Annotated in this window: 10 protein-coding genes and 1 pseudogene; 10 read left to right on the forward strand and 1 reads right to left on the reverse strand. The window is 73.1% G+C overall.

Annotation, left to right across the window (positions count from 1 at the left end; translation table 11 throughout):
* From ABZY11_RS34825 to ABZY11_RS34865, 9 genes and pseudogenes are all read left to right on the forward strand, one after another.
* Positions 1-1,468 (forward strand): condensation domain-containing protein (locus tag ABZY11_RS34825; RefSeq protein WP_356483003.1); only part of this gene is annotated, 1,468 nt, incomplete at its 5' end.
* A complete protein-coding gene (locus ABZY11_RS34830; RefSeq protein WP_356483004.1) occupies positions 1,465-2,886 on the forward strand; it encodes an MDR family MFS transporter in 1,422 nt (473 codons plus the stop codon). The genes ABZY11_RS34825 and ABZY11_RS34830, both read left to right, overlap by 4 nt.
* 254 nt (positions 2,887-3,140) lie before the next feature.
* Positions 3,141-3,635 (forward strand): CU044_2847 family protein, encoded by a 495-nt coding sequence (locus tag ABZY11_RS34835; RefSeq protein ID WP_356483005.1) that lies wholly within the window; start codon positions 3,141-3,143, stop codon positions 3,633-3,635.
* A 4-nt stretch (positions 3,636-3,639) separates the two neighbouring features.
* Positions 3,640-5,808 carry a trypsin-like peptidase domain-containing protein gene (locus ABZY11_RS34840; RefSeq protein WP_356483006.1) on the forward strand — a complete coding sequence of 723 codons (2,169 nt, stop codon included), beginning with the start codon at positions 3,640-3,642 and terminating at the stop codon, positions 5,806-5,808.
* Positions 5,805-6,851 (forward strand): MoxR family ATPase, encoded by a 1,047-nt coding sequence (locus ABZY11_RS34845; protein ID WP_356483007.1) that lies wholly within the window; start codon positions 5,805-5,807, stop codon positions 6,849-6,851. Before ABZY11_RS34840 ends, ABZY11_RS34845 begins: the two co-directional genes overlap by 4 nt.
* A gap of 17 nt (positions 6,852-6,868) precedes the next feature.
* Positions 6,869-9,217: pseudogene (locus tag ABZY11_RS34850) on the forward strand (AfsR/SARP family transcriptional regulator); the annotation flags it as partial.
* 51 nt (positions 9,218-9,268) lie between these two features.
* Positions 9,269-12,232: a BTAD domain-containing putative transcriptional regulator gene (locus ABZY11_RS34855; protein ID WP_356483011.1), complete on the forward strand. Its 2,964-nt coding sequence runs from the start codon at positions 9,269-9,271 to the stop codon at positions 12,230-12,232.
* 82 nt (positions 12,233-12,314) lie between these two features.
* On the forward strand, positions 12,315-12,935 hold the full coding sequence (locus ABZY11_RS34860; RefSeq protein WP_356483008.1) for an L-threonylcarbamoyladenylate synthase: 621 nt from the start codon (positions 12,315-12,317) through the stop codon (positions 12,933-12,935).
* A gap of 219 nt (positions 12,936-13,154) precedes the next feature.
* Entirely contained in the window at positions 13,155-13,310 is a 156-nt protein-coding gene (locus ABZY11_RS34865) for a DUF6131 family protein (protein WP_093550875.1), read from the forward strand.
* A gap of 178 nt (positions 13,311-13,488) precedes the next feature.
* On the opposite strand, the gene ABZY11_RS34870 is transcribed toward ABZY11_RS34865, so the two are convergent.
* A complete protein-coding gene (locus ABZY11_RS34870) occupies positions 13,489-15,228 on the reverse strand; it encodes an aldehyde dehydrogenase family protein (protein ID WP_356483009.1) in 1,740 nt (579 codons plus the stop codon).
* Positions 15,229-15,422: 194 nt separating this feature from the next.
* On the opposite strand from ABZY11_RS34870, the gene ABZY11_RS34875 reads away from it, so the two are divergent.
* On the forward strand, positions 15,423-16,538 hold a 1,116-nt coding region (locus ABZY11_RS34875), incomplete at its 3' end, for a helix-turn-helix domain-containing protein (protein WP_356483010.1).

The following is a 16,538-nucleotide window of genomic DNA, read 5'->3' on the forward strand; positions in this document are numbered from 1 at the left end:
GGAGACCCCGTGGCAGGCGCCCCCGGACGCCGACCCGCTCGGCTCGGGCGGCTCCGACGCGATGCCCCTCCCGTACGGCCTGATGGACAACGCCCTGGTACGCGACGACGCGCTCGGGGTCCGGATCACCTGGCCGTCCGCGCTGTTCACCGCCGCCGAGATCGAGGACCTGGCCGAGAACCTGCGGACCGCGCTCCTGAGCGTCGCCGCCGCACCGGAGCTCGGGGCACTCGACCGCCAGGTCGCCGACGTACAGCCGCTCACCCCGTTGCAGGAGGTGATGCTGCGGCACTCGCGTACCGAGCGGCCCGACCCGTACACCGTGCAGTCGGCGTTCTCCCTCGCCGGACCGCTCGACATCGACGCCCTGCGCGGCGCGGGCGCCGACCTGCTGGACCGTCACCCGAACCTGGGCGCCGCGTTCCCCGCCGACCTGGCGGTGATCCCCACGTCGACCCGGCCGGACTTCCGCGTGGCCGACGGCCCGGCCGAGGAGGTGCTGGCGGCCGACCTGGCCGAGCCGTTCGATCTCGCCCGGGGCCCGCTCCTCCGGCTGACCGTGATCCGGCACGGTTCCGAGTGCGCCGACCTGGTCCTGACCAGCCATCACGTGCTCTCCGACGGCTGGTCGGCCCCGCGCATCCTCACCGAGCTGTTCGCCCTCTACACGGCGAGGGTCCGCGGCGGGTCTCCCGGACTGCCCGCCCCCGTGCCGTTCGCCGACTACCTGCGCTGGTGCGCCGACCACGAGCCCGACCTCGGCGCCTGGGCGGCCGAGCTGGAAGGTCTGCCCGAGGGCGACTACCTGGGCGGCGCCGAACCCGGCCCGGCCTGGCAGGAACCCGAGGTCATCGAGTTCGACGCGGCGCTGGTGGCCGACCTCACCGCCCTCGCCGCCCGGCGCGGTCTGACCCGGAACACACTGGTGCAGGGCGCGTGGGCGGTGCTGCTCGCGCGGCGCTCCGGCCACGCCGACGTCTGCTTCGGCGCCATGGTCTCCTGCCGTCCCCCGGAGCTGGCGGGCGTCGAGGAGATCATCGGGCTGCTGGCCAACACCGTGCCCGTACGGGCACGGCTCGGCGGCACGCTCGCCGACACCCTCGCCGGTCTCCAGGTCCGGCAGCGGGCACTGGTCGAGCACCACCACGTCGCCCTGTCCGACCTGGAACGGCTGACCGGGCGGCGCAGGCTGTTCGACAGCCTGGTGGTGTTCGAGAACTATCCGGTCGATCCGGACCGCCTCCGTGCACCCGCCCCCGGGCTCACGGTCGTCGGAACCCGCTTCCGTGAGGCCACCCACCACCCGGTGACCCTGACCGTCATACCGGACGGTGACGGCTGGACCGGCGTCCTCGCCCACCGGGCCGGCATCGACACCGACGGGCTCGCCGAGGAACTGCTCGACCTGCTCCGCACCCTGGACAAGCACCTCGACAACGACGTACTCGACCTCCTGGAGGGCCGATGAGCCCGGATGCCGCGCCCCCGGACGGGACGGCCGCGCCGCCGGACGAGCGGGTCGACCGGCAGTTGTTGCGGACCGCGTTCATCCTGGTGCTCGGCACCTTCATGGCCACGCTGGACGCCACGATCGTCAGCGTCGGCATCGACAGCCTGACCGAGGAGTTCGGCGCCTCCGTCGCCGAGATCCAGTGGGTCACCACCGCCTACCTGCTGGCCGTCGTCGCCGCCGTGCCCGCGTCCGGCTGGCTGGCCGACCGGTTCGGCGGCCGGCGGACGTGGCTCGCCGCGGTGGGCGTGTTCCTGCTCGGGTCGCTGCTGTGCGCGTCGGCCTGGTCGGTGACCAGCCTGATCGTGTTCCGGGTGGTCCAGGGTCTCGGCGGCGGGCTGCTGCCCGCGACCGGGCAGGCGCTGCTGGCCCGTGTCGCGGGCCCCGCCCGCACCGGGCGGGTGATCAGCGTCGTCGCGGTCGTCCCGCTGCTGTCACCGGTGTTCGGCCCGCTGGCCGGGGGCTCCGTCCTCGCGGTGGCGTCGTGGCCGTGGCTGTTCCTGGTCAACCTGCCGATCGGCGTGGTCGCGGCGCTGCTCGCCCGCCGCCATGTGCCCGCGGTGCCGCCGTCGACGCGGCGGACGGCGTTCGATCTGCGGGGGGCCCTGCTGCTCTCGCCCGGCCTCGCGGTGCTGGTGTTCGGGCTGACCGAGGTCGCCCACGACCGCACCCTTCCGGCCGCCATCGGCGTGTCCGCAGGGCTGGCGATGCTGGCCGGATTCACTGTGCACGGGCTGCGGACCCGCCGCACACCGCTGATCGACCCCAGGCTGTTCGCCCGGCCGCCCTTCGGCGCCGCCGCCGTCGCCCTGCTCGTACTGGGCGCGTCGGTCTTCGGCACGATGTTCCTGCTGCCGCTGTACTTCCAGACCGGCCGAGGGATGTCGGCGTGGGAGGCCGGACTGCTGCTCGCCCCCCAGGGGCTGGGCGCGGCGGCCGGGTCCGTGCTGGTCAACCGCACCATCAACAAGGTCGCGCCGCGAACCCTGGTGGTCACCGGCATCGTGCTGATCCTCGCGGGCACGGTGCCGTTCACCCAGCTCGGCCACGGGCTCCCCGACGCCGTGATCGCCTCGGCGTTGGTGGTCCGCGGCTTCGGCATCGCCATGGTCGGCGCGCCCGTGATGAACATCGTCTACAGCCGCATCGAGCCCGAACACCTCCCGCGTGCGTCCGGAGCGCTCAATCTACTCAACACCGTGGGCGGTTCGGTCGGCACCGCCGCCCTCGCCGTGGTCCTGCAGAACCGGCTGTCGACCCGCGGCCCGGACATCTCCGGGGCGTTCGGCGACACGTTCTGGTGGGTGCTCGGGTTCTGCCTGATCGCCGCCGCCGGGGCCACCAGGCTGCCCCGGACCCAGGTCAGGACGTCATGACAGCGGGCCTCCGTACTCGGCCTTCACGTATCCGGCTGACGTCGCGAATGAGCGTGACGGGCCCACCGGGACCGTAGACGTCGTCGTGGGTCGTCCACGCCCTCGCGCCCATCGCGTACAGCACCCACGGACGGCAAGGTCCGCCCGGTCCGGACGCGCCTGCGCCCCGAGGGCCGGCGCGGACCTCGCCCGGCAGAAGGCGTGATCTGTCAACAGCGGGGCGGATCCGCCTGTGACATGCGAGACTTCCCCTCATGGGGGACATGAGACTCACCTTCGACGACGGTTCCGTCGTTCGTCTTCACCTCGCACCCGAGGCCGGCCGGTCCGCCGCCGAGCGGGCGGACGGGAGCGATCCGGGTTCCGGTGAGGAGCTGGATCTGCCGGCCGGATTCGGCACGGCGCGGCCGGTCAGTGCCGATGGGCGTGCCGCGCAGGCGCTGAGCCGTGGGGGACAGGCGCTCACCGACGCGCTCCGCCCGCTGGGCGGCGTTCTCGGTGGGATCCACCGCAGCTTCTCGCAGTTCCCCCAACGCCCCGACGAGGTCACCGTGGAGTTCGGTGTGACGCTGGGCAGCGACCTGAGCCTCGGAGTGTTCTCGGGGAGCGGAGAGGCGAGTTTCACCGTGTCCGCCACCTGGAACCTCGCGGACGGCGGTGCCTCCGCGAACAGCGCTGACGCCGCACCGGGGGCATCGGCCGCGGCCTCGCCCCGGCCTTCCGTGCCCGGCCCGGTGAACGGCTCCTGATGGCATGCGGCCGCATGTGAGTCCGGCCCCGGCCGACGCCCCGCTGCACCGGGCGTTCGTGTCGGTCCTGGGCCAGGTCCGGCCGGTCGGCGCCGGCGTACTGATCGCTCCCCGGCTGGTGTTGACCTGCGCCCACGTCGTGAACAGCGCCCTGGGCCGGGACCGATTCGAACCGGCCCTGCCCCCGCGCGGGGAGACGGTCGTGCTCCGGCTGCCGCACATCGACCGGGAGCGCACACTCGTCGGCCGGGTCGTCCCGGAGATGTGGCGGCCGCCGCGCTCCCGCCCCGAGCCCGGCCACCCGGTGCCGCCGCCCGCGGGCACACTCCCGTACTACGGCGATCTCGCGGTGCTGGAGCTCGACACGGAAGCCCCCACGGGCGCCGAACCCGCGCCCTTCCTCTCCCACCGGGAAGGCAACGAGGTCGTCGCGCTGTGGGCCAGCGGGCACGCCCTGCCGACGCTGCGCGCGATGCCGCGCGTCTCCGCCCACCCGTGGATCGCCCTGGACGTCCTGGGCGGGACGGTGGCGGAGGGATTCAGCGGAGGGCCGCTGTGGGACCGGGAGCGGCAGGCCGTGACCGGACTGGTCGTCGCCGCCCATGAGACGTCCGGCCGGCCCGTGCCGCCCGCCCCGGCACCGGATCACCACCGGCCGCCCGCCGCCATGTACGCCATCGGCCTGTCGTACGTCGAGACCGAACTGCCCGCCCTGCCACCGGTGGTGGTGCCCGCCGCCGGACGCGGACGCCAGCAACTCCTGTGGATGCTCGAACAGTTGCTGACGACCCGGCAGGCCGTCAGGGACTGCGAGGAGCGGCTCGCCGCGCGGCTGGGCAGACGGTCCGCCGGATCGGCCGCCGATGTCGAACAGCTGGCGGGCCTGGCGATGGGCATGCGCCGCGGAGTACCCGAACTCCTCGACATCGTGTACGACCAGCTCGCCGAGTGCCGGCCCGGCGGCCTCGCGGAGACGGGCGACTGGGCGGGGATCCTGCGCATCGCACGCGTGGTCAGCCCGCGCGAGCGGCTCTCGCCGGGACGGCGGCGCAATCTCAACGCGCTGCTCGCCCAGTGCCGCGCCATCGACCCCGCCGTACTGCTGCGCACGGTACTGCCCTACGCCGACGCCACACCGACACCCGTCGACCTCGTGGACGCCACGGACATACTGGAGGGCTACGACCCACAACCCGGCCAGCCCATACCCCCGTTGCTCCAGGGTGTCGTCCACATCGGCGTCCACGCACGCGCGGGCGGCGCGGACCTCGCGGACGACCTGGACGCCTGGGTGCGCAGCACGGCGCCGAGGCTGGGTGTGGCACCGGCCGCCGTCGAGCAGTTCCGGGCCGACGCCGCCGCCGCGCACGCCCGGGAGGCCGCCGTCGCACGGCGGACGGATGCCGCCCCGCCCCGGGTCCAGGTGGAGCTCCTGCCCGTACCGCCCGGACATCTGTTCACCTACCAGATCTGGGTGTGGAACGGCGACGGCAGACACGAAGTCGTACTGACCCAGGACACCGAGGTGGCGAGCCACCAGGTGGTGGAGGCCATCCGGCAGGTCCTGCGTACGGAGGTGCAGGAGCATCCGGAGACGGCGCTGGTGGAGTTCTTCGTCTCGCCCGCCTGGCTGCGCCTCGACGTGGACACCTGGGAGTTTCCGAGCGATGCCGAGGACAGCGGGTTCTACCCGGGCATCACCCGGCGGGTGGTGTTGCGGAGTTCGGAGCGTACCCGGGAGACGTACGCGGCCTGGAAGCGCCGGAGCAGCGCGTTGCCGACCTCGCCCCGGCTGCTGCTGGACGAGCGCTGCACGGACCCGGCCGTCGCCCGCGCCCGGCTGGAAGTGAGTCCGGAGGCCGGGATCGTCGTCGTGTGCTGCGAGCGGCAGCAGCAGGGGCGAGTGCTGCGGCAGTGCATCGAGGCAGGGGTGCACACCGTGCTCTGGCATCGCGAGGACCACAGCGGGCAGATCTCCACCGACCTGCTGGCGCTCGTGGAAGGCATCGACCACACCCAGATCCCCGAAGCAGTGCGCCTGGAACGGGCCAAGGCCATGGCCGACCCGGACTGTCCCACGCACCACGGCCGCCGGCTGTCGCTGTTGCACGACGGGCCCGACCACAGGCCCCCGCCGCTCGCCCCCGATCCCTGGGCCCTCACCCGGCCATGAAGCCGTCCAGCCCCGACGAGGAGACCGTACCCGTGCCGCACCCGCCTGCCGCAGAGACCGGCGACCACAGCACACCGCCCGAGAGCTGGTGGGTGTTCCGTGGCACGGCCGAGCTGCCCGAACCCCCGCCGTGGCGCCGCTTTCCCGCCTCCCGCCGTCGTCCGCAGGCCCAGCGCCATCTCATGAACGCCGATGAGATCGCCGTGGTCAACGCCGCGCTCCACCTGCGGCGCCCGCTCCTGGTGACGGGACGCCCCGGTACCGGCAAGAGCTCCCTGGCGCGTGCCGTGGCCGACGACCTCGGCCTCGGCGACGTACTGCGCTGGTCGGTGAACAGCCGCTCGACCCTGGCGGACGCCCTCTACCGCTACGACGCCGTCGGACGGCTGCGCGAAGCCTCGCTGCAACGGGAGCGCGAACCGCTGCGCGGCCCGGCCCGCAGACTCAGGAAGCGCACCGGCCAGACCTCGGACATCGGGAACTACCTGCGGCTGGGCCCGCTCGGCACGGCACTGGCCGCCACCGGCCGGCCCCGCGTGCTGCTGATCGACGAGCTCGACAAGTCCGACATCGACCTGCCCAACGACCTGCTGGTCGTCCTGGAGGAGGGCGAGTTCGAGATCCCCGAACTGTCCCGGCTGCCCGAACACCAGCAGACCGCCGATGTCCTCGTCACCGGCAGCAGGGAGCGCGTCCGGGTACAGCGCGGCCTGGTGTCCTGCGCGCACTTCCCGGTCGTCGTGATGACCAGCAACGGGGAGCGCGAGTTCCCGCCCGCCTTCCTGCGCCGCTGTGTCCGGCTCGACCTGCGCGACCCCGACGAGGAGAAGCTGCGCGACATCGTCCGGCAGAACCTGGGCGAGGAGGCCCTGGCCCGGTCCGACGACCTGATCAGTGCCTTCCTCGGCCGGGTCGCCGTGCAGAGCCTGGCGACCGACCAACTGCTCGCCGCCATCCATCTGCGGGTCACCGGCGCCGACCTGAGCCGCGACGAACTGCTGGCGGCGGTCATGCACCGGTTGGACGAAGCGTTCCCCGCATGATCGAGCGGCTGCGCCGGATGCTGGACGGCGTCGGGTACGAGCTCGGCGGCCCCGAGCTCCTCGACGTCCTGTGGCTGGCCCGGGTGATGGACGGCTCCGCCGGAACCGATGCCGCCGAGCCCGTACCGGCCGACGCCGACCCCGGTGAGCAGGACGGTCCGGAACCGGTGGCCGCCCCTGAGCCGCCGCCCGCCGCCCCTCCCGCGGTTCCGGCGTCCGACCACCGGCCCACGGATCCGGCGGGCCGGGACGAACCGCCCGGCCGGCGGCACAGCCTCTTCACCGCCCCCGGTACGGCCGGCGGTGCCCGGGCCCGCGCCGTCCGTGCCCCCGGGCCGCGGGCCCTGCCGGGGACGAACGGCATCGCCCGGGCGCTGCGCCCCTTGCGTGACCACCGCGACCACCGGCACCGCAGGGTCGAGGACATCGAGGCCACCGTGCGGCTCACCGCCGAGTCGGGCGTGTTCGATGTGGTCGACCGCCCCGAGCAGGAGCTGCGGCACACCGCGGTCCTGCTCGTCGACGCATCCTCCTCCATGCGGGTGTGGCAGCCGCTCGTACGGGAGGTCAGGCGGCTGCTCGAACGCGGCGGCGTCTTCCGCGCGGTCCACGTCCACCGCTTCGACCTGGGCGAAGGACAGTGGCCGGGCACCACCCCCCGTTCGGAATCGCCCGTCGTCTTCCTGCTGACCGACGGGGTGGACGAGGCCTGGCGCGGCCGGGCGGCACAGCGGTTCCTCCGCAGCTGGGAACGCTCGGGCCCCCTGGTCGTCGTACCGCCACTGCCGAGACGGCTGTGGCGCGGGACGGCCTTCGACGCACAGCCTCAACTCCTCGTGGCCGGCCACAGGTTCATGACGGACGGACAGCTGGGCGTCATCGACCCCCTCGGCGGAGACCGGGTCGAGGGCCCCGGCGCCCCGCTGCCGGTCCCGGTGGTCCCGCTCTCGCCCGCCTCACTGGGGACCTGGGTGCGGTTGCTGACACGGCCTGGGGCGCCGCAGCTGGTGGACACCGTCCTGGTGGGGATGTCCGAGGAGAGGGCACCGGGTGTCCCCGGCGCCGATCTGCCGCCGCTCTCCGCGGAACAACGGATCGAACGATTCCGCGCCTCGTTCTCGCCGGAGGCGTACCGGCTGGCGGTGCGGCTCTCCGCGATCCGCCCGCTGAGCATGCCCGTCATCCAGCTGATCCGCATCGCGACGCTGCCCGCGACCACTTCGGCCGTGGTCTCGGAAGTGCTGCTGGGCGAACTCCTCCAGCCCGTCACGGCAGCCGCGGCGGCGGGGCCGCCGCTGCCCGAGGCGGCCGTCCTGGGCGGAACCGGCGAGGTGCTGTACGACTTCAGGCCCGGCGTCCGCGAACTGCTGGCCGGTGGCCTGGACACCGAACAGTCCATCGAGGTCGTCGAGGCGGTCGGCCGGGCCCTCGAACCGTATCTGGGCCGCATGCCGGACTTCGCGGCACTGCTGGCGGATCCGGGCGGCAGCGCCCGCCTCTCACCGGGCACGACCGCGTTCGCGGTGCTCGTGAGCCCGCTCCTGGACCGGCTGTACGGGGGGTGGGAAGGGGGGCGGGAAGCGGCCGAAGAAGTGGTGGAGGCGGTTCACGCCGTCGAGGAGCTGCCCCAACCGCCCGCCGCACCCCTGCGGTTCACGGTGTTCGGGCCCGAACTGGCGCGACGGGGCGATGAGCCGGTCGCCATGGGGTCTCCGCGGCAGCAGGCCCTTCTGGCGGCGCTGCTGCTGCACGAGCACCGGATCGTTCCCACCGACCACCTGTTGGACGCGCTGTGGGGTCCGGACGCGCCGGAGTCCGCGCTCCAGACGGTCCGGGCCCATGTGTCACGGCTGCGAAGGATCCTCGCACCGGCCGGCTTCGACATCGAAAGGCACCCCAGTGGGTACAGCCTCCGTTCCGCACCGGCCGGTTCCGGGATCCCGCTGGACCTGGCAGAGGCCGAGCACCTGTACGCCGAGGCCGGTTCGGCGCACCTGTCCGGTGATCTCGCCACCGCGCGACGGCTGCTCGGCGAAGCGCTGGCAGAGCTGGACGGCACGCCCTTGCAGGGAGTGCCCGGCCCTTACGCCGAAGCCCAGCGCGACCGCCTGGAGGACTGGCGGCTCGCCCTCGTCGAGAACAGGATCGACATCGATCTGGAGCTCGGCGCCTTCGGCGAGGTCATCGCGGAACTCACCCACCTGACCGGCGCGCATCCGCTCCGCGAGCGGATACGCGGTCAGTTGATGGTCGCCCTGTACCGGACCGGCCGACAGGCGGAGGCGTTGGCCGTGTACGCGGACACCCGTCGGCTGCTCGCCGAGGAACTCGGCATCGACCCGAGCCCCGATCTCACGGATCTGCAACAGAGCGTTCTCCAGGCCCTTCCCATCGACGGCGTGGGCGTCGGCGCTGCCCTGCCGTTCGCCGTCCCGCCCACCCCGGCGGTCTCCTCCTGGCCGCCCGCCGAAGGCATCCGGTTCGGTGTTCTGGGAGCTGTACGCCTCTGGCGCGACTCCGAGGCACTGCCCGCCGGATCACCGCAGCAGCGCGCGGTGCTGGCCGCGCTGCTGCTGCGGGACGGCCACCGCGCGACAGCCGCCGAACTGATCGACGCCGTGTGGGGTGACGACCCACCGGCCCAGGCCCTGGCCGCCGTTCGGACCTACGCCTCGCGGCTGCGCAAGGTCCTGGACAGTGACGTGTTCGTGAGCGAGGGAGACGGCTACGCCCTCCGCCTCGCCCCCGACGCGGTCGATGTCCAGGTGGCGCAGGACCTGGCGGCGAACGCGGAACGCGCCCGGAGCCGCGGCGACCACCGGCAGGCCCGCGACCTGCTCAACGGGGCGCTCGGGCTGTGGGACGGCGAGGCCCTGGCCTCGGTGCCGGGACCGTACGCCGAGAATCAGCGCACCCGGCTGGAGGAATGGCGACTCCAGCTGATCGAAACACGGCTGGAGGCGGACCTCGAACTGGGCGCGCATGCCGAGGCCGTGTCCGAGCTGAAGGGCCTTGTCGCGGCTCATCCGTTCCGGGAACGCCTGCGCGAGCTGCTGATGCTCGCGCTGTACCGGTCCCGCAGGCAGGCCGAGGCGCTGGCCGTGTACGCGGACACCCGCCGGCTGCTCGCCGACGAACTGGGGGTCGCCCCGCGCTCCGAGCTCTCCCTGCTCCACCAGCGCATCCTCCAGGCCGATGAGAGCCTCCTCGCCCCCTCGCAGTCCAGGCCGACGGAGCGTCCGGCGGCAATCCTGCGGCCCGTCCAGCTGCCGGCCACCGTCCCGGACTTCACCGGCCGCGCATCCCTCGTACGTGAACTGGGTGACCGGCTGGCGGCCGCCGAGGGTTCGGTGATGGCCGTCTCGGCGCTGGCCGGTGTCGGCGGTGTCGGCAAGACCACCCTCGCCGTGCACGTCGCCCACCAGGCACGACAGCATTTCCCGGACGGTCAGCTGTACGTCGACCTCCAGGGCGCCGGAGTACGCGCCACCGAACCGGAATCGGTCCTCGGGAAGTTCCTGCGCGACCTGGGCACGCCGGACCCGGCGATCCCGGACACCCTGGGCGAACGCGCCGCCCTCTTCCGCTCCGTGCTCGACGGCCGCCGCGTCCTGGTCCTCCTCGACAACGCCCGCGACACGGCCCAGATCCGCCCCCTGCTTCCCGGTTCCGAGGGCTGTGCGGCTCTGGTCACCAGCCGCGCCCGCATGGTCGGGCTGGCCGACGCCCAATTGGTCGACCTGGACGTGATGTCGCCGGACGAAGCGCTTCAGCTCTTCACCCGCATCGTGGGCGAGGAGCGGATCAACTCCGAGCGCGAGGCCGCCCTCGACGTGGTCGCCGCCTGCGGTTTCCTCCCGCTGGCCATCAGGATCGCCGCCTCCCGGCTGGCCGCCCGTCGCACCTGGACGGTCTCCGTCCTGGCCGCCAAGCTCGCCGACGAACGCCGCCGCCTGGACGAGCTCCAGGCCGGCGACCTCGCGGTGAAGGCCACCTTCGAACTCGGCTACGGCCAGCTGGAACCCGCCCAGGCCCGCGCCTTCCGCCTCCTCGGCCTGGCCGACGGCCCCGACATCTCCCTCGCCGCCGCGGCGGCCCTCCTCGGCCTGGAGCCGCACACGGCGGAAGACCTCCTGGAGGCGCTGGTCGACACCAGCTTCCTGGAGTCGGCGGCCCCCGGCCGCTACCGCTACCTGAGTCTCGTACGCCTCTACGCGCGAGCATGCGCGGAGCGCGACGAACATCCCGCATCGGCACGGGAGTCGGCGCTGTCGCGGCTGCTGGACTTCTATCTGGCGACCGCGTCGGCCGTGTACGCCGTCGAGCGTCCGGGCGACCGTCTCCTGATGCATCTGGCGCCGACCGCCTGCCCGGGGCTCACTTTCCGCGACGGCCGGGAGGCGCTGGACTGGCTGTACGCCGAGGCCGGTTGCCTGCTGGCCTGCGCACGGCAGTCCTCCGCCGAAGCCCTGCTGGGCCGGGCCGTCGACCTGCTGTGGGTGGCGAGGGACCTCTGCGAGTCCGGCTCCGACTCCGTGCAGTACGAATCGACGGCGGCGGCCCTCCACGAGGCCGCCGTGGCGCTGGGCGATCCCCGCACCGCGGGCCGGGCCGCCCTGGTCCTGGCCGAAGCCCATTCCCTCGTGGGCCGTCACGACGAGACGGCGCAGGCAGCGGAGCGGGCGCTGCGGGAGGCGGAGACATGTGCGGACACGCCGGTCCGGTGCCGGGCGGTGAATCTTCTCGGTCTGGTCGCGCTGTACCGGAGCCGGAACGCCGAGGCCGAGTCCTACTTCCTCCGCGCCCTGGAAGAGTTCCGGGCCGACCGGGACGGCCCGGGCGAGGCGAGCGTGCTGTGCAACCTGTCCCGGGTGGAACTCGCCCTGGGAAAGCTGTCCGAGGCCCTGACCCTCGCCGAGCGGGGCGTCGCCATGTATGACGGTCTCGGTGCCACGCTGCGCGGTGCCAACGCCCGCTACACGCTGGGCCTCGCGTTCACCCGGGCGGGCCGGTACGCCGAGGCGGAGGAGGCGCTCGACGCGGCCGGGGCCGTTTTCAAGGAGCACCGACAGCACCTGTGGCAGGGGTTCACCCACCTCCGGCTGGCGGAGGTCGATCTCGCGGCCCAGCGCCCGCAGCGGGCAGCCGCCCATGCCGAACAGGCACTGGCCGGCATCGGCACGTCGGGCGGTGAATGGCGCCGCGGCAACGTCCTGACCGTCCTGGGGCGCGCACTCCACGCCATGGACCAGACCGACCGCGCCAGAGCGTGCTGGCAGGAGGCGCTGAACATCTACGAGGAGCTCGGCTCCGCCGAGAGCGCGGACCTGCGATCCCTGCTCGATGACACCATGGTCTCCTCCGCGCGGAAGCCCGGCTGAACAGGGCCGCACAGGACTTGCCCGCCGGGCCGGCCGGGGCGATGCGTGAGCCAGACGCCGCGAGAAGTTCTAGACTCCGCGAATGGCGAAGTACTTCGACGTGCACCCCGAGAATCCTCAGCGGCGCACCATCAGCAGCGTGGCCGACAGCATCCGGTCCGGGGCGCTCGTCGCGTATCCGACGGACTCCTGCTACGCACTGGGGTGCCGGCTGGGCAGCCGTGACGGCATCGGCCGGATCAGGTCGATCCGGAACCTCGACGATCGACACCACTTCACCCTTGTCTGCCAGAACTTCGCGCAACTGGGTCAGTTCGTACACGTCGACAACGATGTGTTCCGCGCGATCAAGGCGGCGACGCCGGGCAGTTACACCTTCATCCTGCCCGCGACGAAAGAGGTGCCGCGCCAACTGCTGCACCCGAAGAAGAAGACGGTCGGAGTCCGGATCCCCGACCATGTGGTCGCTCAGGCGCTGCTCGCCGAACTGGGCGAACCGCTGCTCTCCAGCACCCTGCTGCTGCCTGACGAGGACGAGCCGATGACGCAGGGCTGGGAGATCAAGGAACGGCTCGACCATGTGGTGGACGCCGTCGTCGACTCCGGCGACTGCGGCACCGAGCCGACCACGGTCATCGACTTCTCCGGCGGCGAACCCGAGATCGTCCGCCGGGGGGCCGGTGACTTCACGCGGTTCGAGTAGCCGCGCCGGACGGACGCCGCACACTCTCCCCGGACGCCTCGTCGAAGCGCTTCAGTACCAGGCGCGCCACGTCGGGATGCGCGCCGAGCGGGGCCGAGGCGAGGCAGCCGCCGGTCCCCGCGCCGCCTGCGGGACGTGTGATCGCGCCGCACCGCGTCGGCCACAAGGCTGCGGCGCGGCGGGCGCATACTGGGAGGAGCCGCACGATTGGAGGACGTCATGATCGTCCTCGGTGTCATTCTGCTGGTCATCGGCCTGGTGGCCGGAATCTCGATCCTGTGGACCATCGGCGTCGTGCTCGTCGTGATCGGCGCGATCCTGTGGATCCTGGGCGCCGTCGGGCACGCGGTGGGCGGCCGGCGCCACTACTGGTAACGCTGCCGCACCGGCTGTCACAGCCCCGGGAACCGTCGTATGCACATGTCGCAGTGGGGTGCGCACGCCGTCGATCAGGGTGTGGTGAGGAGCCGGTCTCGGACACGGCCGCGAAGGCGAGCCCCGCCCGGCACTCACGGTCTCCTGGGCCCGCCCGGCGCCGGTGCCGCCGCCGGGCTCAGGCCCGGTACGCCGAGGAGAACACGGCCGGCATCCGCACCCAGGACGGCCGCATCGCCAGCCGGGTGAGCCGACGGCCCGTCAGGGCTGCGGTGCGCGCTGTCACGAACCACGGCGGCTTCGGGAACAGCGCGAGCTCGCCTCCCGCGACCGACCTCGGGAAAGGCCGGAACGGGCCCCGGACGACGGTGCGTTCCGGTGCGTCGATCAGCAGGGCGTTGTGCACCACACCGATCCCGCTCCCGGCGTCCGCGACGGTGTGGCCGGGGAAGGCACCCCAGGGAGCCGTCGCGGTGAGGAAGCCGAGCGCGGTCCAGGCGTTGACGGCGACCGTTCCGTACCGCAGCTCCGCCACCGCACGGTCGAATGCCGGGCCGAGGCGCTTCAGGGTGACCGGGTCGATCACGATGTTCGCCCCGAGGGTGCCGAAGAGGTCCCGGTTGGCCGTCTCGACGGCCCGGTCGAGGAACTCGGCGCCCCGGCCGGGCAGGGTGAGCACGCCGAGGACGGGTGCGAAGTACTCGGTCGTCGCCACCTCCGCCGCGGCGTCACCGTCGCCGATCCCGACCAGCAGGCGCGAGCCCTCCGCGCCCTGCCACTCGGCGCCCGGATGGCTGCGTGCCGCGCCGGCGAGCCGGTCCGCGCTGCCCGGATACCAGGCGGACCGGGCCGGGGCCGTCCGCAGGGCCTCCCGGAGATGCCCGAGGAAGGCCTCGCGCTGCGGCCAGTCGCCGCTGACCACGACCATCTGCGAGGCGATGCAGTTGTGTCCGCTGTTGTGCAGGCGCTGGGTCGCGATGTGCTCGGCCTGGTAGCGGAGATCGGCGGCGCTCCAGGCACCCGGGACCACGATCACCGGGGAGACGCCGCCGAGTTCGCTCGTCATCGGCTTGTCGAGCAGCGGGGTGCCCGCGGCCTTGCGGGAGCGGCCCTCCTCGCCCGGTCCGAAGGCGACGACATCATGGGTGGCGAGGCTGCCGGTGATGTGGACGTGCGCGACGTCCGGATGGTGGGCGAGGTAACCGCCGACGTCGCCACCGCCGGTGACGATGCGCAGGACGCCGTGCTCGACGAGCGGTGCGAGCGCGCGCCGGTAGACCGGTTCGAGCTCGCCCAGCACCGGATTGAGCTTCAGCACGACGACACGGTTGTGCGCGACCAGCTCGTACAGCACGTCGAGCGGTGCGATGGAGGTGATGTTGCCGGCCCCGAGGACGAGACCGATGCCCGTGGTGCGTTCGGGACGCAGCGCGCCGAGGCCCGCCCGGCGCCGCACGGTGTCCGCGTCGACCCGGGGCGGCATCCACACCTCGGCGCTGAAGCCGTTCAGGAGCAGACGGTCCTGGATGGTGAGCGGGAGGACCGGCACACTCACCCGGCCGCCCGGCGCCTGCCCGAACTCCGCGCCGTCGAGCGGGCCGTGGCCCGAGTCGATGGTCCGGAGCGTGCGGGTGAGCGCGGCCAGGGAGGTCAGCAGTGAGTACGGACCGGAGAGCCACTCCTCACCGACGAGCGGAGAGTCGTCCGGCAACAGCTTGATACGGCTCGCGACCCGTACCCAGGTCTCGGACTCGGCGCGGACCGCGGCGTGGACCCGGGTGAGCAGGGCGCCCCGTTCGGCCAGGGACGTCGCCGCCCAGCGCCGTTCGCCCTCCGCGAGTTCGGCGAGGACCGTGTCGAGTGCGGGCACCTCCCCGGCCGTCGTCCCGGTGCTGCCTTCGGGGGCTGCGGCAGTCATGGTGCTCTCCCTCGGTCGAGACCGCACGGACGGGTGCCGTGCTGCGGAGTTGGTCCGTGGCACAAGGCTCTCCGGACCACACCAAGATGACGGATATCCGCATGCCCCGCCATGGGCGGGCACCGCAAGATCCTCCGAATCGCACTGTGCCGCCGCACAATTCGACCACGGGGGCAGGCGGGTACGGTTACGCCATGCGCGACACCACGGGCTGCGGCCCCGTATTCGCCGAGATCCTCGCCTCCGTCGGTGAACTCACCGACGTGACCGTCCGGAAGATAGCCGCGGACGAGTCCTGCTACACCCGGAGCCCGCTCCCCGCTGACCTGCTCCGCGACATCGTCCACGCCAACATCGAGGCCCTCCTGCGCAGGGAGACCGGCGGCCCCGACATCTGCGACGAGACGGCTCGGCGGGCCGGGCGGATCAAGGCCGAGCACGGCGTCCCGCTCCCGGCGCTGCTGCACGCCTTCCGGCTCGGCGGCATGGAGATCTGGGAGTGGGCGATCGCCCGCGCCACCACCGGCGAACAGGCCGATGCGCTGCTGCGCCGCTCCACACACTTCTGGGCCGTGCTCGACCGCTGCTCCACGGCCGCGACGGAGGCCTACCGAGAGGTCGCCGACGACCGGGAACGGCAGGAGCAGGTGGCGCGACGGGTCACGCTGCTCAGCGTCTTCGAGGGATCGAACGATGTCCGGTTCGGGAGCGCCGCCGGTATTCAACGAGCCCTGGGCCTGCCGGAACGGGCCTCGTACCGCGTCGTGGCCGGTGAGCTCGGGCGCAATGGCGAGGACCCGCTCCCCGGGGTCACCGTCAGGCTGGCGAACGTCGAGGTGGCGTCCGTGTGGACCACCGAACTGGGTGAGCGGCTGGGGCTGGTCGCCCCGACCGGCGAGGCCGAGACCGCCGTGGTGCTCAGGACCGTGACACAGGCGGCGGCCGCACGGGTGGGGGTGAGCCGGCCGTTCACCGCGCTCGCCGCGGCGCCGGAGGCGGTACGCCAGGCGCGGATCGCCCTGGAGTGCGTGGCCCCGGCCGGGGTGGGCGTCCACTGCTACGGCAGCGCCCCGATCGACACCCTGATCGCGGCCCACGCCGAGTCCGCGGCCGAGCTCGGCGAGAGCGTGCTCGGGCCGCTGCTGTCCGGTGAGGGCGGCGGCGCGGCCCTGCTCGACACCCTGGACGCGTGGTTCGCCGCGGACGGCTCGACCGCCGAGGCGGCACGGCGGCTGCACTGCCACCGCAACACGGTGCTGTACCGGATCGCCCGCATCGCGGAGCTGACGGGCCGCACTCCGACCCGTCCG

This window comes from Streptomyces sp. NPDC006510 (genome assembly GCF_040611955.1).
In the GTDB taxonomy this organism is placed as follows: Bacteria; Actinomycetota; Actinomycetes; order Streptomycetales; family Streptomycetaceae; genus Streptomyces.